This is a genomic window from Rhodococcus sp. DMF-1 (genome assembly GCF_021441945.1).
Taxonomy (GTDB): domain Bacteria; phylum Actinomycetota; class Actinomycetes; order Mycobacteriales; family Mycobacteriaceae; genus Rhodococcus; species Rhodococcus ruber.
This window is the reverse complement of record NZ_CP090442.1, coordinates 3,653,715-3,671,062: the sequence shown is the minus strand read 5'-3', so window position 1 is coordinate 3,671,062 and position 17,348 is coordinate 3,653,715. Positions and strand designations below refer to the sequence as shown.

Sequence of the window (17,348 nt, the reverse complement as noted above, 5' to 3'; positions counted from 1 at the left end):
AAGTGCGTGAACTCGTCGCGTGGACGGCGCCGTCAGCGGCTGCCGTACTCAACCTGGTTCAGCAGGGAGGAATCGGCGTTGCCGCTGCGGTCGACCTGCGGGCGGGTGTTCTCCTGAACCGCCGCCGTGACGCCGAACACCGCCACGGCGCCGAGGACGGCACCGATCGCCGCGCTGGCCAGGCCCGGGCCCACGAACTTCGCCATACCCATCTCCCCATCGTCCATCGTCGGCTCCCGTGTGAGCCGACATCCGTCGCGCGCGCCCGTCGCCGGATCCGAACCGGCGTCGTCGCGCTCCGCGTCAAGGTATCACCCGCACGGGGACAACTGTGGCGTGCTCCACTCGTGGCGGCCTAGAGGCCGAGCACGCCGAGCAGTGTGCGCAGCTTCGCGGTGGTCTCGTCGAGTTCGGCCTGCGGATCGGATGCCGCGACGATGCCCCCGCCGCCCCACGCGAGGGCACGCCTGCCGTCGGCGCTGAGTTCGGCGCAGCGGATCGCCACCAGCCAGTCCCCGTCGCCGTTCGCGTCGCACCACCCCACCGCTCCGCCGTAGAAGCGACGGTCGCCCTCCGTGCCGCGGATCGCGGCGAGCGCGGCCTCGGTGGGAGTGCCGGCCACGGCCGGGGTCGGGTGCAGCGCCGCGGCCAGGGTCAGGACGTCCGTCCCGGGATCGCGCAGGGTGCCGGTGATCGGGGTGGCCAGGTGCCACACGTCGCTCGTCGCGGTCAGCACGGGCGTGCCGGGGATCTGCAGGTCACCGCACAGCGGGGCCAGGCGAGCGCGGATCCACTCGATGACGAAGGCGTGCTCGGCGAGGTTCTTCGCCGAGGCGAGCAACTGGCGGCCCGCCTCCCGGTCGGCGTCCGGGTCGGCGCAGCGCGCGGCGGTGCCGGCGAGCGGACGGCACGTCACGGCGTCGCCGCGACGGCTGACCAACAGCTCGGGCGTCGCACCGACCAGGGTGTGACCGCGGTACCGCTCGCCGGCGGCGCTCAGATCCACCGCGTAGACGTGCGCGGTGGGGTGGCGTTCGGCCATCCGGGCCGCGAGGGCGAGCGGGTCGACAGGGGTGTTCGCGACGAGCGTGACCGAGCGGGCGGCGACGACCTTGTCGAGTTCGCCGCGGCCGAGCCGGTCGCGCAGCGCCGCGACCCGCGCGACGTGTTGCTCCGGCGCCGGGGTCTGCGCGGCGATCCGCACCGTGGGCAGGCCGGGCAGGGCGTCCGGCGGCTGCCACGCCGCGCCGGTTACCTCGGCGGTTTCGGGCTGGGTCAGCGCGGCCGGACGCTCGGGGTCGAACGGCAGCGCGCCCACGATCAGGTCGGCCTCCCCGCGGCGCAACGCGAGGGAGGCCTCGGCGATGTCGGTGAACCGGCGGCGCGTCCCGGTGGTGTGCACGGTGCGATCGGCGCGGGAGAGCAGGAAACCGTCCATGGTGGGTCGACGATAGCCTCGCCCGCGTGCGGTTCGCGCCGCGGCTAGCGTCCCGGCGGGACGATCAGCACGGGCCGGTGGCTGTGCCGCAGCACATGATCGGCCACCGACGACTGCAGCAGCGAGCGCAGGCCGGTGGTGCCGCGGGTGCCGGTGACGATGATGTCGACGTTCAGCTCGTCGGCGGCCTCGACGATGGCGGTCCACACGGCACTGACCACCTCGAGGGTGCGGCCCTCCGCGGCGAGGCCGGCGGAGCGGGCCAGGTCGAGTCCCTCCGCGTTGATCACCTTCGCGTCGGTGAGGGCGACGTCCTCGGTCTCCTCGTCGGGGACCCACTCCGGCTGCATCACCCCCGACAGCCCGGACATGCGGGCGGCCTGACGGACCATCGGTTCCCAGGCCGTGACGACGACGGCGCGGCACGAGGCGAGGAATCTCCCCGCATATTCCACGGCCCGCTTGGCGTTCTCGGAGCCGTCGTAGGCGATGAGGATGAGATCTGCGGGCATCACGAATCCCTGCTGTCGTGGCGGTCCTTGGGGGACACTTTACCGGCCGCCGTGGGCCGCGGGGACCACCCGCCGCCGCGGGTCGTGGGGACCACCCGCCGCCGCGGGTCGTGGGGACCACCCGCCGCCGTGGGCCGTGGGGACCACCCGCCGCCGCGGGTCGTGGGGACCGGCACGGTGGTGGTCGGCTACCGTCGGAGGCCATGCGGATCCGTCACACCCTCACCGTCGCGGTCGCGGCCGTCCTCGCCGTCGCCGGGTGCGGAGGACAGGACGCTCCCCGGGCCGCCGAGTCCACGGCTGCGCCCACGTCGCAGGACACCTCGGCCGTCGCGCAGCCACCGTCGCCCGCCCCCATGGCGACCGCGTCCGCCGCACCGGCGTGCGGCGACGAGCTGCTCGCGTCGCTGACGGTGCGGCAGCGGCTGGCGCAGCTGCTCAACGTCGGCGTCACGGGCACGGCCGACGCACTCGAGGCGGTGCGGTCCGAACAGATCGGCGGGATCTTCGTCGGCAGCTGGACCGATGTGTCGATGCTGGCGAACCGGGAGATCCCGCAGGTGACGGCGGCGAGCCGGCTGCCGCTGATGGTCACCATCGACGAGGAGGGCGGCCGGGTCTCGCGCGTTGGGGCGCTGCTGGGTCCCGATCCGTCGGCGCGGGTGACGGCGCAGACCATGACGGTGGAGGAGACCTACCGGATGGCGCTGGAGCGGGGCCGTGAGCTCCGCGAGCTCGGCGTCACCGTCGACTTCGCCCCCGACGTGGATGTGAGCAGCCAGCCCGACGACGCGGTGATCGGCGACCGTTCCTTCTCCGCCGATCCGCAGGTGGTGGTGCAGTACGCCGGCGCCTACGCGCGCGGGCTGCGCGACGCGGGAATCCTGCCGGTGCTCAAGCACTTCCCGGGCCACGGTTCGGCGTCGGGCGACTCGCACACCGGTGCGGTCACCGCGCCGCCGCTCGACCAGCTGCAGCAGGTGGACCTGGTGCCGTACCGGGAGCTCGTCGATTCCGGGGTCGCGGTGATGCTCGGGCACTTGGACGTGCCGGGTCTGACCGAGGGCGTGCCGGCGAGCATCAGCCCGCAGGCCGTGCAGTTGCTGCGTTCCGGAACGGGCTACGGCGCCCCGCCGTTCGACGGGGTGGTCTTCACCGACGACCTGTCGGGGATGCGGGCCATCACCGATACGTACGACATCACCGAGGCGGTGCAGGCGGCGCTCGCCGCCGGGGTGGACCAGGCGCTGTGGCTGTCCACCGACGACGTCCCGCGGGTGCTCGACCACCTCGAGCAGGCGGTGGCGACGGGGGAGCTCCCGGCGGCGCGGGTGGACGACGCGGTGCGCACCGTCGCGCGCGCCAAGGGCGCGCTGGACTGCTGAATCGACGTCGGAAACCCGATCCTTACTCTAGAGTAAGGATCGGAGCATCGGGACTTGGAGGAGACATGGCCGGCGGTACCAAGCGACTGCCTCGCGCGGTGCGGGAACAGCAGATGCTCGATGCCGCGGTGGAGGTCTTCTCCGAGAACGGATTCCACAATACCTCGATGGACGCCATCGCGGCCCGGGCGCAGATCTCCAAGCCGATGCTCTACCTGTACTACGGCTCGAAGGACGAACTGTTCGCCGCGTGCATCAGCCGCGAGGGGCAGCGGTTCGTCGAGGCGCTGACACCCGCCGGCGACCCCGGGCTCACGCCGCGCGACCAGCTGCGGGTGGCGCTCGAGTCGTTCCTCGGGTTCGTCGACGCCCACCGCAACTCGTGGATGGTGCTCTACCGCCAGGCGATGTCGCAGCAGGCGTTCGCCGGGCAGGTCCGCAGCAGCCGGGACCGGCTCATCGAGCTCACCGCGCATCTGCTGGAGTCGAGCACCCGCGACCCGGAGCCGGGAACGGACTTCGCCATCATGGCGGTGGCGCTGGTCGGTGCCGGTGAGGCGGTCGCCGACCGCATCGCGGGCGGCGAGATCGACGTGGAGAAAGCCGCCGACCTGCTCGAGAACCTCGCCTGGCGCGGACTGGCCGGCAAGAAGCGCACCGACCAGCACGGCTGAGACGCCCCGAGGCCCTGTCGGGGCAGTCCGGAGACGGCCCCGGCAGGGCCTCGGGGGAGCCTTCCGCCGGACGTCGTCCGGGCGAGCCGAGGTGGCTGCCCGTTACAGCGAGGCCGGCACGGCCGCGCCCCGACCGGCGACGTCGCCCAGTGCGACGGACTCGTCCGCCAGGGCGGCGCGGTCGATCGGGGCGCCGGCGGCCACGAGCCGGCGCACGATGCGGATGTCCTTCGGACGGCCGAGGGCGATCGCCCCCACGAGCCGGTCGCCGCGCAGCGCGAGCGCCGTGAAGTCGCGGTCCTCGATCGACCCGCGCACCACGTAGTCGTCGTCGTGCCGGGACCAGCCGGCGAACTGCAGGTTGTGCCCGTACTGGTTGGACCAGCCCCACGGCACCTCCGCGGCGCCGAGCGGCTGCCCGAGAACGGATTTCGCCGCGGCAAGGCCCTGCGCCCGGGCGCTGTTCCAGTTCTCCGTGCGGTGCCGGCCGCCGAGTACCGGGTCGGGTTGCTCGATCACGTCGCCCGCGGCGTACACCCCGGCGGCCGAGGTGCGGTAGGCCTCGTCGACGACGATGCCGTCGCCGACGGTGAGCCCGGCCGCCCGGGCGAGCGCGGTGTCCGGCACCGAGCCCACCGCGACGAGCGCGGTGCCCGCCGTCCAGGAGCGGCCGTCCTCCGCGACGGCGTGCACCCCGTCGTCGCTCCCGGTGAGGGAGCGCAGCGCGACGCCGGTGTGGACGGGCACGTCGTGTTCGGCGTGCAGGCCGACGTACATCCGGGCCACCGCGGGCGGCACGATGCGGGCGAGCGGCGACGGCGCACTCTCGAGCACCGTGACCTCGGCTCCCAGTTCTCGTGCGGTGGAGGCGACCTCGCAGCCGATCAGGCCGGCGCCGACGACGAGGAGCGCTCGGTGCGACGCGATCGCGGCCCGCAGCGGCGCGACGTTCTCCGCCGTGCGCAGGCTCAGCACCCGGTCCCCGGCGTCGTGCTCGAGGTGACGGGCGCGCGCACCCGTCGCCAGGATCACCGCGTCGTACTCGACGATCTCGTTGTCCCACAGCCGGAGTCGGTGACGTTCCGGGTCGAGTTCGACGACCCGGGTCTCGGTGCGCAATTCGATGTCGTGGTCGGTCCAGTAGCCGGCCGGTTCGAGTTGCGCCTTCTCGTCGGTGATCCTGCCGGCGAGCAGGTCCTTCGAGAGCACCGGCCGCCGGTACGGCAGTGCGGCCTCCTCGCCGATCAGCACGACACGGCCGGCGAAGCCTTCGTTGCGCAGGGTCTGTGCGGCGGTCGCGCCGGCCACCCCGGTGCCGACGACGACGATCGTCTCGGTCACGTCCGGCTGACCTCGACCATCTCGAAGTCGGACTTGGCGGCGCCGCAGTCCGGGCAGGACCAGTCGTCGGGGATGTCGTCCCAGCGGGTGCCGGGCTCGATGCCGTCCTCGGGCCAGCCCTCGGCCTCGTCGTACTCGAATCCGCACTGCAGGCAACGGAACAACTTGTAGTCGGTGGTCATCTCAGCGTCCTTCGAAGTCGATCTTCTCGCGGACCCCGCAGTCGGGGCAGCACCAGTCGTCGGGAATCGCGTCCCAGGGGGTGCCGGCGGGGAAACCCTCGCGCGGCGCGCCGGCGGTCTCGTCGTAGACGTAGTTGCACACCGGGCATTCGTAGGCGGCCATCACTGTGCTCCGTACTGCGCGAGAACCTTGTCGCGCTTGCGCGGCTGGATGTTGGCCCGGGTGAGGTCGCCGTCGTAGTGCTCGACGACGCGATGGTCCATCACCTTGCGCCACAGCGGCGGAAGGTAGGCGAGGCCGATCATGCTCGCGTAGCCGCTGGGCAGGTTGGGGGCGCCGTCCATGCTCCGCAGGGTCTGGTAGCGGCGCGTCGGGTTGGCGTGGTGGTCGCTGTGCCGCTGCAGGTGGTACAGGAAGATGTTGGTGACGATGTGGTCGGAGTTCCAGCTGTGCGCGGGGGTGCAGCGTTCGTACCGGCCCGAGGCCGTCTTCTGCCGCAGCAGTCCGTAGTGCTCGAGGTAGTTCACCGTCTCGAGCAGGGAGAAACCGTAGACGGCCTGCAGGATCAGGAACGGAACGATGACCGGGCCGAACACCGCGACGAGCACGCCGAACAGGACCACCGACATCGCCCACGCGTTGAGGACGTCGTTGCGCAGGGTCCACGGGCTCTTGCCGAGCCGCTGCAGGCGGGTCTTCTCGAGCTCCCACGACGACTTCAGGCTGCCCCACACGCTGCGCGGCAGGAACGCCCAGAACGATTCGCCGAAACGGGCCGAGGCCGGGTCCTCCGGGGTGGAGACCCGCACGTGGTGGCCGCGGTTGTGCTCGATGTAGAAGTGGCCGTAGCCGGTCTGGGCCAGGGTGATCTTCGACAGCCACCGTTCGAGGTCGTCCTTCTTGTGGCCGAGTTCGTGGGCGGTGTTGATCCCGACGCCCCCCATCACGCCGACGCTGAACGCCAGGCCGATCTTCGAGACCAGACCCAGGCCGCCGTCGATCCCCAGCCAGGACAGGTCCGTGGCCGACCACAGGTAGCAGGCGAAGACGAGGCTGGCCAGCTGGAACGGGATGTAGGCGTAGGTGCAGTACCGGTAGTACTTGTCGTTCTCGAGCATCTCCATCACCTCGTCGGGCGGATTCTGCCCGTCGGGGCCGAAGAACCGGTCGAGGATCGGCAGCAGCACGTACACCAGCAGGGGACCGATCCACCACCACACCGGCGAGACCGCGGTCCAGCCGAGTTGGTTGAATCCCCAGACCAGCGCCGTCGCGAGGAAGATCGCCGTGGGCGGGATCAGCCCCATGAGCCACAGATACCGCTTGCGATCGCGCCACTGTTCCACCGGCGTGTGCGCGTGCCGGCCGATGTCCGACGTCGTCACCGTTCGACCTCCCTGTCCCGTGATCCGCGGAGGAGCTGGTATGAGCCAGCTCACTGTCTCTTGGACAGTACATCAGTTTGGGTCGGCGCGGTAGACAAAGGAGAAGATTTGTAAATAGAGCCACTTCGCGACGCGGACGTCTTCGGAGTGAGGGACGCCAGAGTCAGCGACGCCGTGCGTGTTTTCGGTAGTCGGTACTACCGAAAACACGCACGGCGGTGGCGGTGCGTCGATGGTTCAGCGTGTGAGTGCGGACTGCGGCGCAGCCGCTCTCAGCGCAGGGTGGCGGTGAGGTGCGGGTAGCCCTTCTTCGGGTCGCGCAGCGCCAGGTCCCAGCCGGCGGCGGCGCGCGCGGCGTACAGATTCACGGTCGCGGGCAACAGGACCGGCTTGCCGAACCGGACCGAGTACGTCGCGTGCGACGGGATGCGGCCCTCCACGGCCCGCAGCGCCGCGGCCGCGCTCCACATGCCGTGCGCGATGGGCCTGGGGAACCCGAACGCCTTGGCGCCGAGCCGCGAGACGTGGATCGGGTTGCGGTCACCCGAGATCGAGGCGTAGCGGTCGATCGTCTTCTGGTCCACCCGCAACGTCGACGTCGGCACCGGCGGAATCTCCTCGGCCTTCGGTTCGGGCTTCGGCTGATCCGACAGCGAGGTGCGCTGCCGGCGCAGGAACGACGACGTCTGCCGCCACACCAACTCCCGGCCGACGCTGATCTCGCTCACCAGGTCGACGAGCAGGCCCTTGCGGTGTTCCCGCAGGTTCTCGGCATGCACCCTCAGATCCAGCGGCTCGGTCACGGACACGGGCCGCAACTGCTCGATCACGTTCTCGGCGTGAACGGAACCGACGGCGGCGAAGGGGAAGCCCTTCGACACCATCAGCTTCATCACGACGGGGAACGTCAGGGTGAACGGGTAGGTCAGCGGCAGTGTGTCGCCGAAGCGCAGCCCGCACACCTTCGTGTACCCGGCCAGGTTGTCCGGGTCCACGCGCAGGCCGCGCAGCACGAGGGTGTCGTCGGGCAGGCTGTCGCCGGAAGCACCCACGACCGGCAGCGCCGAGAGCACCGCCCGGGAGTAGACGTCGAGAGTCGAAGGGCGCGAAGAAAGTTCGATGACAGCCATCACGCCCCCAGCATGGACTGGCCGCACACGCGCACGACCTGGCCGGTGACCGCGCTCGACGCCGGGTTGGCGAACCAGGCGACGGTCTCGGCGACGTCGACGGTCTGCCCGCCCTGCTGCAGCGAACTCATCAGCCGGCCGGCCTCGCGGGTGGCCACCGGGATGGCTGCGGTCATGGCCGTCTCGATGAAGCCGGGCGCGACGGCGTTGACGGTGATGTTCTTCTCGGCCAGCACGGGCGCGGTCGCCTGCACCATGCCGATGACGCCCGCCTTGGACGCGCCGTAGTTGGTCTGGCCGCGGTTGCCGGCGATGCCGGCGATCGACGACACGTCGACCACCCGGCCGCCCTCCTTCAGTGCGCCCCGCTCGACAAGTTTCTCGGTGATCTTCTGGGGGGCGAGCAGATTCACGGCCATGACGGCGTTCCACCGCGCGGCGTCCATGTTGGCGAGCAGCTTGTCGCGGGTGATGCCGGCGTTGTGGACGATGACGTCGGCGCCGCCGTGCCGCTCGAGCAGGTAGTCGGCGAGCTTGTCGCCCGCGTCCGGGGCGGTGACGTCCAGTGCGAGGGAGACCCCACCGACCTTGTTCGCCGTCTGCGACAGGGCGTCGCCGGCCGCCGGCACGTCCGCGCAGACGACGTGCGCGCCGTCGCGGGCGAGTACCTCGGCGATCGTGGCGCCGATCCCGCGGGCGGCGCCGGTCACGACGGCCACCTTCCCGGCGAGCGGACGCTCCCACGATTCGGGCGCCGTCGCGTCGCCGGCTCCGACACGGATCACCTGACCGGAGACGAACGCGGACTTCGCGGACAGCAGGAAACGCAGCGTGGATTCGAGACCGGAGAGTCCGGTGGCGGCGTCGGGGGAGACGTACACCAGTTGCGCCGTGGCCCCCCGGCGCAGCTCCTTGCCGACGCTGCGGGTGAAGCCCTCGAGCGCGCGCTGGGCGATGCGCTCGTCCACGGAGGACGCCTCCTCCGGGGTGGTGCCGAGCACGACGACCCGTCCGCTCGGACCGAGGCCCTTGATAGCGGGCTGGAAGAAGGTGAACAGCTGTTCCAGCCCGGCGACGTCCGTGATGCCGGTGGCGTCGAAGACGAGCGCGCCGTACTCGGTGTCGGCGGGGTCGGCGAAGGGGTAGTCGGACAGCAGCGTGCGGATCGGTTCGACGAGGCGGCCGTTGCCCCCGAGGAGCAGCGGGCCCGCCAGCGGCGGCTGCCCCGGCTCGTACCGGCGCAGCTTCTGCGGCTGCGGCAGGCCGAACTGCTTGGCGAGGAATGCTCCGGGCGCGGACCCGATCAACTGGGCGTAGAGGCCGGGGGCGGTCTTGGTTTCAGCCACGATTCCACCTTCTCTGGTTCGGACGTCGGTATTGTCGGGAGGGGCCGACGATGTGGTGTCGACAATGAACTTACTCGCGAGTAAGAATAGTAGCGAGAGCCTGTACTCACCGCCATCATCCACCAGCATCCCGGGAGACGTCAGTGACCACCACCGCCCGTTCCACGCAGCTGCGCCGTGTCGCAATCCTCGGCGGCAACCGGATCCCGTTCGCCCGGTCGGACCGCAAGTACGCCCGCGCCTCGAACCAGGACATGTTCACCGCCACGCTCGACGGCCTGGTGAGCCGGTTCAATCTGCAGGGTGAGCGGCTCGGTGCCGTCGTCGGCGGTGCCGTCCTCAAGCACAGTCGCGACTTCAACCTGATCCGCGAGTGCGTGCTCGGCAGCGCGCTGAACCCCCACACCCCCGCCTGGGACCTGCAGCAGGCCTGCGGCACCGGCCTGCAGTCGGTGATCTCCGTGGGGGACGCCATCGCCGCCGGCCGCATCGAGGCCGGCATCGGCGGCGGAGTCGACACCACCTCCGACGCCCCCATCGGTGTCAACAACGAACTGCGCGAGTTCCTGCTCTCCCTCAACCGGGCCCGTTCGACGGGGGACCGCATCAAGCTGCTCGGCCAGGTCCGGCCGTCGATGCTCGGTGTCGAGATCCCCCGCAACGGCGAGGCCCGCACCGGGCTGTCCATGGGGGAACACGCGGCCATCACCACCAAGGAGTTCGGCATCTCCCGCGAGGCGCAGGACGAACTCGCCGCCGCGAGCCACCGCAACATGGCCGCCGCCTACGACCGGGGCTTCTTCGACGATCTCGTCACCCCCTTCCTGGGCCTCACCCGCGACGACAACCTGCGCCCGGACTCGACCGTCGAGAAGCTCTCCGGCCTGAAGCCGGTGTTCGGAGTCAAGCTCGGCGACGCCACCATGACCGCGGGCAATTCGACCCCGCTCACCGACGGTGCGTCGGCGGCGCTGCTGTCCTCCGAGGAGTGGGCCGCGGAGCGCAGGCTCCCCGTGCTCGCCTACCTCGTGGACTCGGAAACCGCGGCCGTCGACTACGTCCACGGAGGTGACGGCCTGCTCATGGCCCCCACCTACGCGATCCCGCGCCTGTTGCGCCGCAACGGCCTGACCCTGCAGGACTTCGACTTCTACGAGATCCACGAGGCGTTCGCCTCCGTCGTGCTGGCCACGCTCCAGGCGTTCGAGTCGGAGGAGTACTGCAAGGGCCGGCTCGGCCTGGACGCTCCCCTCGGGTCCATCGATCGCACCAAACTCAACGTCAACGGCTCGTCGCTGGCGGCCGGGCACCCGTTCGCCGCGACCGGCGGACGCATTCTCGCGTCCCTGGCGAAGATGCTGCATGAGAAGAAGCAGGAGACCGGCAAGCCCGTGCGGGGCCTGATCTCCATCTGCGCTGCAGGTGGGCAGGGTGTGACCGCCATTCTCGAGGCCTGAGTCCCGCTTCCCGCGGTCCCGTCCGGAAAAAATCTCGGAAGTCTGTAACGCCCGGGCGGGACCACCGATAAACCAGGCGACCTCGCGTTGCTGCCTGACCCCCGACCTGGCGGCAGCGCGAGGTCTTTCGCTTCTCCGTGCGCGCTCCGGCCGCCCGTCCGATCGGGAGCGCTCGGAATCCGACATTAGGCTGGATACCGAGTGGTGCGCCCGAACCGGGGTGCACCCCGGTGAAAGGACACGGGTGAGCGGCAAGAACGGGACGAACGACCCCGAGGACGGTCAGGACGACGCTCGATCGGTCGTCCCCGAACCGGAGGCGGCGGCTCAGGACGCCGCCGGTGACCGGTCGGAGGCAATCCCCGGGGAGAGCCCCGAGCACACCTCGCCGTCCGTCGCCGACGACGCTGCGCCCGAGCCCGCCCGGTCGGGCCCGGACGCCGAGCCGGCACCGCCGGCGGAGGTACCGCCCTGGGAGGCGCCCACGGCCGTGCTGCCCGTCGTCGGGCCGGCGACGGACCGCACCGACGCCGTCGGGCCGGCGACGGACCGCACCGACGCCGTCGGGCCGGCGACGGACCGCACCGACGCCGTCGGGCCGGCGACAGACCGCACTGCGGCCGACGTCGAGACCGAGGTCCTCCCCAGCCTGTCGGACGACGCCGCCCGCGAGCCCGCCGTCGCGGGGGACGCGACCGCCCGCTCGGCGACGCCGTCAGAGGTACCGGACACCCCCCCGCCTGCCGGACCCCCGCCTGCCGGACCCCCGCCTGCCGGACCCCCGCCTGCCGGACCCCCGCCCGCCGGACCCCCGCCCGCCGGGCCCACACCCGAGGAGCCGGCGCCGACCGGACCCGGGGGCGACAGCGGTCCGCCCTGGCGCCGCATCGCCCTCGTCGCCGGTGGAGTGTTCGCCGTGCTCGCGGCCCTCTATGTCGGTGACCTCGTCGTCTCCTCGGGGAACGTTCCGCGCGGCGTCACCGTTGCCGGCATCGAGATCGGCGGACGGTCGGTTCCGGAAGCCGAGCAGATCCTGCGGGCCGAACTCGGCCCGCGCACAGACGAGCCCGTCACCGTCACCGCGGGCGACGTGACCGCGCAGATCGTGCCGGCGCAGGCCGGTCTGGACGTCGACTGGGAGCACACCCTCGACCGCATCGGATCGCAGCCGCTCGATCCGATAACCCGCGTGACGTCGTTCTTCGGTGGCGGTGACGAGATCGGTGTCGTGTCCACCCGCGACGACGCCGCGCTGTCGGCCGCGATCGGCGGCGTGCGTGCGGTCGCCGACCGTGCACCCCGCGAGGGCAACCTCGTGTTCGACGGCGCAACGCCGGTGCCGGTGGCGCCGCTGCCCGGGCAGACCCTCGATGCGGAGGCCTCCGCAGACCTGTTCGCCGAGCGGTGGGCGTTCGGCGACGTCGAGTTCCCGGTCGAGACGGTCGACGTGACGGTCACGCCCGAGGGACTCGAGCGCGCACTGCGGGAGGTCGCGGACCCGGCCGTCGCCGGCGACGTGACGGTGCGCGGACGGGACGGGGCCGTCGCGACCCTGCCCAGCGACCGGATCGGCGCTGTGCTGACCTTCGTGCCGGACGGCAACGGGGGCCTGTCCCCGCAGTACGGGATCGAGGCCGCGACCGAGATCCTCCGGCCGCAACTGGCGGCGACCGAGGTCGAGCCGAAGGACGCCCGGATCGTGCTCGAAGGCGGCGGCCCGACGGTGATCCCGTCGGTCGCCGGCGAGCTCGTCGACTGGCCGGTGAGTCTCGAGTCGCTGCCGCAGCTGCTGGCCGCGCCGGGCGAGCGGGTGACCGACGCCGTGTACAAGCCGGCCGAGCCGGCGCTGACCACGGAGGCCGCCGAGAAGCTGGGCATCCGCGAGGTGATCGGTGAGTTCACCACCGGGGGCTTCGAGTACGCGTCGGGTGTGAACATCCGCCTGGCGGCGTCGGAGATCAACGGTGCGCTGGTGAAGCCGGGGGAGACGTTCTCGCTCAACGGCTACACGGGCCCGCGCGGCGCGGCGCAGGGGTATGTCGAGTCCGGGATCATCAACAACGGGCGCCCGTCCAAGGCCGTGGGCGGCGGCATCAGCCAGCTCGCGACCACCCTGTACAACGCGACGTACTTCGCCGGTATGGAGGACGTCGAACACACCGAGCACAGCTATTACATCTCGCGGTACCCGGCGGCCCGGGAGGCGACGGTCTACGAGGGCGCGATCGACCTGAAGTTCCGCAATCCCTTCGACACCGGAGTGCTGATCCAGGCGATCGGCACGTCGTCGGACATCACGGTGCGGATCTGGGGCACCAAGACCGTCGACGTCGAGTCCGTGACCGGTTCCCGCACCAACTTCACGGCACCGAACACGATCACCCTGCCGGCCGGGCCGGGATGCATCCCGTCGAGCGGTGCGCAGGGGTTCACGGTGAGCGACACCCGCATCATCACCGACGCGGCCACCGGCCGGCAGATCTCGAGCACCACCCGCACGGTCCGCTACGACCCGGTGCCCGTGGTGCGCTGCGTCAGCGCCGAGCCGGAGCCCGAGCGGGAGTCGGCGCCGGCCGCACCGTCGCAGCCGGCACCCGGTGAGGCGGAGACGCCCGGCGGTGGCGCGGAGGAACCTGCCGGCGCGCGCCCGGCCGTGACGACGACCCCGCAGCCTGCGCCGAGCGGCGCGGACGAGGCGGAGGAAGTTCCTGCCGCGGCGCCCGCGGCGGCATCGCCGACTGCGGCCGATACGGAGTAGCCGCGGCAGTCCCTGCACACAGCACTGTGCCCTCCCGTCGTGCGACGGGAGGGCACAGTGCTTTCTGTCTGCGTACTCGGTTCCGCCCGAGAGCCGGCTCAGAAGGCCGCTTCGTCGAGCTCCATGATGTCGAGGTCGACGTTGGCGACGATGCTGCGCACGGCGGTCAGCTCGGGCAGGACGTTCTTGGCGAAGAAGCCGGCGACGGCGACCTTGCCTTCGTAGAACGCCTTGTCCTTGGAATCCGGGCCGGCGTCGAGGGCCGCGAGGGCGATCTCGGCCTGCTCGAGCAGCCGCCAGCCGATGAGCAGGTCACCGACGGCCAGCAGGAACCGCACCGAGCCCAGGCCCACCTTGTACAGCTCGGTGGGCTGTTCCTGAGCACCCATGAGGAAGCCGGTCAGGGTGGCGGTCATGGCCTGGACGTCCTCGAGCGCGGTGGCCAGCAGGGCCCGCTCCGACTTGAGGCGCTCGTCGGCGCTGTCGGAGGCGAGGAACTTCTGGATCTGGCCGGTCACGTGTGCCAGGGCGACGCCGCGGTCACGGGCGATCTTGCGGAAGAAGAAGTCCTGCGCCTGGATCGCGGTGGTGCCCTCGTAGAGGGAGTCGATCTTCGCGTCGCGGATGTACTGCTCGATCGGGTAGTCCTGCAGGAAGCCCGAGCCGCCGAACGTCTGCAGCGAGTCCGTGAGGTACTGGTAGGCGCGCTCGGAGCCCACACCCTTGACGATCGGCAGCAGCAGATCGTTGACGCGGTGCGCCAGCTCGTGGTCGGCACCGGAGATCTGCTCGGCGACGACGTCGTCCTGATGCGCGGCGGTGTAGAGGTAGACCGCGCGCAGACCCTCGGCGTAGGCCTTCTGCATGGCCAGCGAGCGTCGCACGTCCGGGTGGTGGGTGATGGTGACCCGGGGGGCGGTCTTGTCGGTCATCTGGGTCAGGTCGGCGCCCTGCACGCGCTCCTTGGCGTAGGCCAGGGCGTTGAGGTAACCGGTCGACAGCGTCGCGATGGCCTTGGTGCCCACCATCATGCGGGCGTGCTCGATGACGTCGAACATCTGGGCGATGCCGTTGTGGACCTCGCCGACGAGCCAGCCCTTGGCCGGGACGCCGTGGCCGCCGAAGGTGAGCTCGCAGGTGGCGGACGCCTTCAGGCCCATCTTGTGCTCGACGTTGGTGACGAACACGCCGTTGCGCTCACCCATCTCGTTCTTCTCGAAGTCGAAGTGGAACTTCGGGACGAAGAAGAGCGACAGGCCCTTGGTGCCGGGGCCGGCGCCTTCCGGGCGGGCGAGGACGAGGTGGAAGATGTTCTCGAACAGGTCGTCGGAGTCGGCCGAGGTGATGAACCGCTTGACGCCCTCGATGTGCCAGGTGCCGTCGTCCTGCTTGATCGCCTTGGTGCGGCCGGCGCCGACATCGGAGCCGGCGTCGGGCTCGGTCAGCACCATGGTGGCGCCCCAGCCGCGTTCGACGATGGTCGCGGCCCACTGCTTCTGCTCGTCGGTGCCGTTGGCGTGGAGCACACCGGCGAAGGAGGGGCCGGCGGCATACATGAAGGCGGCCGGCTGGGCGCCGAGCATCATCTCGTTGACGGCCCAGCTCAGGGCGCGCGGTGCGGGCGTTCCGCCGATCTCCTCCTCGAGGCCCATGGACCAGTAGCCGGCCTCGTACCAGGAGTTGAACGCCTTCTTGAAGCCCTCGGGCAGCGAGACCGAGTGGGTCTCGGGGTCGAAGACCGGGGGGGTGCGGTCGGTCTCGGCGAAGGACTCCGCCGCCGGGCCCTCGGTGAGGGTCTTCACCTCGGCCAGGATGCCACGAGAGGTCTCCTCGTCGAGGTCGCCGAACTTCCCGGCCTCGAGGAGCGTCTGAATCCTCAGCACCTCGAAGAGGTTGAACTCCAGATCCCGGAGGTTGCTCTTGTAATGGCCCATGTCTGCGCTACTCCCAGTGAGATGGTGCGGTCAAGCTGTGTTCGAGTACCGCCCAAGTTATTACTCGTCGGTAACATCCGCCTATGTTACCCGTCGGGCAACTAACTGCCAAGAGTTGGTTTGCGGGCCACCACCAACGCATCGATCGCCATTCCGGCGTCCGTTTCCCGCATTCTTCGTTCGGCGGTCCGGATTTGCAGTCGGCCATCGATTTCCGCGACGACATCTGCTGGGGTGTAGAGGATTTCGGGATCCCGGGGACCGCCGGCACCCTCGGTGGGATTGAGCGAATCGTGGCCCAGAAATATGAGGATTCCATCAGGTTTCAGGGCCGCGATCGCATTGTCGATCAATGCCTGTCGCTGTGGTGGAGGGAAATGGAGATAGGCCGAGAGGACGAGATCATATCGAGCCTCGAAAGTGGCCCCGGTCACGTCGGCGCACTCGTACGTCAGGCGTTCGCGCACCCGCCGTGGCGCCTGCGCCGCGATCGCCCGGGCCTTGTCCACCGCCACGCGGGAGAAGTCGAGTCCGGTCACCTCCCAGCCGCGCGTGGCCAGCCAGAGCGAGTGCCGGCCCTCGCCGCAGCCCAGATCCAGAGCCCGGCCGTGCGGCAGCGACGTCGCGAACTCGACGAGCACCGGGTTCGGCGGCACCCCCCACACCGTCTCGCTCTTCGCGTACCGCGCATCCCACTCCTGTGCGTCCATGGACGCACGGTAGCCCGGACGCCGCGCGGGTCAGGGGTGGAGCGTGGTGCGCAGCAGGAGCACGTTGTAGTTCTGGTGCACGGTCGTGAGGAAGTACAGGTCCGGGCCCGACGACCACGGGTGGATGTACGCGCCGTACGCCGTCGGCAGTTCGCGGGTGTCGAGGACGACCTCCGGCGCGCTCCACGGCCCTGTCGGCGACGGTGCCCGGCGCAGCACGACGGAGTTGTGCGCGTCGGTGGTCAGCAGGACGAACTGCCCGAGGTGGTCGTTCCACTGCACCGACAGTTCCGCCGCACCACCCGTCATCACCGGGCGCGCCGCGTTCACGTCGCGGACCCACGCGCCGCCGTCCCAGTACTCGTACGCCGCGAGGTCGAGGATCTGCTGTTCCGGTACCCGTGCCAGGTGCACCGGCCCGCCACGACCGGGCGGGGTTCCGTACTGATAGACGAACCCGCCGTGCCGGACGAAGGCGCCCATCTGGAAGTTCCGGTTCCCGTCGGCGTTCGGCCGCTCGGTCTGCGGCGCCACCGTCCAGTTCTCCCCGTTGTCGTGGGAGAAGGCCAGGCCGGAGAAGTTGGTCTCCCACGAACCGGCCGGCCCCCAGTTCTTCACCGACATCAGGCTCAGGAACTGGGTGTCGCCGACGGCGATCCCCGCGGTGGGGATCCGGCTGATCTCCACGAACGGGATCTTCGGGCTCGGGACGAGTTCCTTGGCCTGGCCGAAGAAGTCGCGGGCCGCGCTGTCGAACGTCATCCCGTCGGCGAGGTGGCGGTCCGAGCTGCGGAACAGGGAACTGCTGCGCCAGGCCCAGATGCTGCCCGACAGCAGATTGGGCACGCCGAGGCCCGCGGTGTCACCGAACGCGGTCAGCACCTGGCCGCGCCCGTTGTCCCACATCACGCCCAGGTCGGTGCCCAGGACGTTCAGATCCTGGGTGCGGTTGGTGCTGAGCATCCCGGTCTGCTGTGCCACCACCTGGGTGCGGCCGCGCAACTCCGGCAGGCCGTTGACCCCGTTGAGGCCCGGGATGGGATTGATCGCGTTCGGGTTCGCCGCGGAGGTGCCCGCGAACGGGACCAGGGCGAC

At 70.8% G+C, this 17,348-nt stretch carries 16 protein-coding genes; 4 read left to right on the top strand and 12 right to left on the bottom strand.

Annotation, left to right across the window (positions count from 1 at the left end; genetic code table 11):
* Nucleotides 1-32 precede the first annotated feature (32 nt).
* The 3 genes from LZP97_RS16675 to LZP97_RS16665 all read right to left on the bottom strand — a co-directional run bounded on the left by LZP97_RS16675 (nucleotide 33) and on the right by LZP97_RS16665 (nucleotide 1,950).
* Nucleotides 33-206, bottom strand: a complete 174-nt coding sequence (locus LZP97_RS16675; RefSeq protein WP_003939230.1) for a DUF2613 domain-containing protein — start codon at nucleotides 204-206, stop codon at nucleotides 33-35.
* Between the two features lie 149 nt (nucleotides 207-355).
* Entirely contained in the window at nucleotides 356-1,438 is a 1,083-nt protein-coding gene (locus tag LZP97_RS16670) for an isochorismate synthase (protein ID WP_010593520.1), read from the bottom strand.
* Between the two features lie 44 nt (nucleotides 1,439-1,482).
* Nucleotides 1,483-1,950 (bottom strand): universal stress protein, encoded by a 468-nt coding sequence (locus LZP97_RS16665; RefSeq protein ID WP_010593519.1) that lies wholly within the window; start codon nucleotides 1,948-1,950, stop codon nucleotides 1,483-1,485.
* A 203-nt stretch (nucleotides 1,951-2,153) separates the two neighbouring features.
* Here LZP97_RS16665 and LZP97_RS16660 point away from each other — a divergent pair, with 203 nt between their 5' ends.
* Together LZP97_RS16660 and LZP97_RS16655 are read left to right on the top strand one after the other, a co-directional pair.
* Nucleotides 2,154-3,335, top strand: coding sequence for a glycoside hydrolase family 3 N-terminal domain-containing protein (locus LZP97_RS16660; protein ID WP_010593518.1), 1,182 nt, complete (start codon nucleotides 2,154-2,156; stop codon nucleotides 3,333-3,335).
* A gap of 65 nt (nucleotides 3,336-3,400) precedes the next feature.
* Nucleotides 3,401-4,009 (top strand): TetR/AcrR family transcriptional regulator, encoded by a 609-nt coding sequence (locus tag LZP97_RS16655; protein ID WP_010593517.1) that lies wholly within the window; start codon nucleotides 3,401-3,403, stop codon nucleotides 4,007-4,009.
* 102 nt (nucleotides 4,010-4,111) lie between these two features.
* Here the strand turns inward: LZP97_RS16655 and LZP97_RS16650 are convergent, their stop codons facing one another.
* The 6 genes from LZP97_RS16650 to LZP97_RS16625 form a co-directional block, all read right to left on the bottom strand.
* Nucleotides 4,112-5,350, bottom strand: a complete 1,239-nt coding sequence (locus tag LZP97_RS16650) for an NAD(P)/FAD-dependent oxidoreductase (RefSeq protein ID WP_010593516.1) — start codon at nucleotides 5,348-5,350, stop codon at nucleotides 4,112-4,114.
* Nucleotides 5,347-5,532, bottom strand: a complete 186-nt coding sequence (locus tag LZP97_RS16645; protein WP_003939212.1) for a rubredoxin — start codon at nucleotides 5,530-5,532, stop codon at nucleotides 5,347-5,349. The genes LZP97_RS16650 and LZP97_RS16645 overlap by 4 nt, the downstream gene beginning before the upstream one ends.
* A gap of 1 nt (nucleotide 5,533) precedes the next feature.
* Nucleotides 5,534-5,695 carry a rubredoxin gene (locus LZP97_RS16640; RefSeq protein ID WP_003939211.1) on the bottom strand — a complete coding sequence of 54 codons (162 nt, stop codon included), beginning with the start codon at nucleotides 5,693-5,695 and terminating at the stop codon, nucleotides 5,534-5,536.
* Nucleotides 5,695-6,918, bottom strand: a complete 1,224-nt coding sequence (locus LZP97_RS16635) for an alkane 1-monooxygenase (RefSeq protein ID WP_048773169.1) — start codon at nucleotides 6,916-6,918, stop codon at nucleotides 5,695-5,697. Before LZP97_RS16635 ends, LZP97_RS16640 begins: the two co-directional genes overlap by 1 nt.
* A 272-nt stretch (nucleotides 6,919-7,190) precedes the next feature.
* Complete coding sequence (locus LZP97_RS16630; protein WP_048773172.1) at nucleotides 7,191-8,048, bottom strand: MaoC family dehydratase; 858 nt, start codon at nucleotides 8,046-8,048, stop codon at nucleotides 7,191-7,193.
* Entirely contained in the window at nucleotides 8,048-9,394 is a 1,347-nt protein-coding gene (locus LZP97_RS16625) for a 3-oxoacyl-ACP reductase (RefSeq protein WP_040274939.1), read from the bottom strand. The genes LZP97_RS16630 and LZP97_RS16625 overlap by 1 nt, the downstream gene beginning before the upstream one ends.
* A gap of 143 nt (nucleotides 9,395-9,537) precedes the next feature.
* Between LZP97_RS16625 and LZP97_RS16620 the strand changes: the two genes are divergently transcribed.
* Both LZP97_RS16620 and LZP97_RS16615 read left to right on the top strand, forming a co-directional pair.
* A complete protein-coding gene (locus LZP97_RS16620; RefSeq protein ID WP_048773175.1) occupies nucleotides 9,538-10,851 on the top strand; it encodes an acetyl-CoA C-acetyltransferase in 1,314 nt (437 codons plus the stop codon).
* Nucleotides 10,852-11,095: 244 nt separating this feature from the next.
* Nucleotides 11,096-13,609 (top strand): VanW family protein, encoded by a 2,514-nt coding sequence (locus LZP97_RS16615; protein WP_234574847.1) that lies wholly within the window; start codon nucleotides 11,096-11,098, stop codon nucleotides 13,607-13,609.
* A gap of 98 nt (nucleotides 13,610-13,707) precedes the next feature.
* Here LZP97_RS16615 and LZP97_RS16610 read toward each other — a convergent pair whose 3' ends face one another.
* The 3 genes from LZP97_RS16610 to LZP97_RS16600 form a co-directional block, all read right to left on the bottom strand.
* Complete coding sequence (locus tag LZP97_RS16610; protein ID WP_017679808.1) at nucleotides 13,708-15,543, bottom strand: acyl-CoA dehydrogenase; 1,836 nt, start codon at nucleotides 15,541-15,543, stop codon at nucleotides 13,708-13,710.
* Between the two features lie 101 nt (nucleotides 15,544-15,644).
* Nucleotides 15,645-16,253: a class I SAM-dependent methyltransferase gene (locus LZP97_RS16605; protein WP_040274972.1), complete on the bottom strand. Its 609-nt coding sequence runs from the start codon at nucleotides 16,251-16,253 to the stop codon at nucleotides 15,645-15,647.
* 30 nt (nucleotides 16,254-16,283) lie between these two features.
* Nucleotides 16,284-17,342 carry a DUF4185 domain-containing protein gene (locus tag LZP97_RS16600; protein ID WP_225222666.1) on the bottom strand — a complete coding sequence of 353 codons (1,059 nt, stop codon included), beginning with the start codon at nucleotides 17,340-17,342 and terminating at the stop codon, nucleotides 16,284-16,286.
* Between the last annotated feature and the right edge of the window lie 6 nt (nucleotides 17,343-17,348).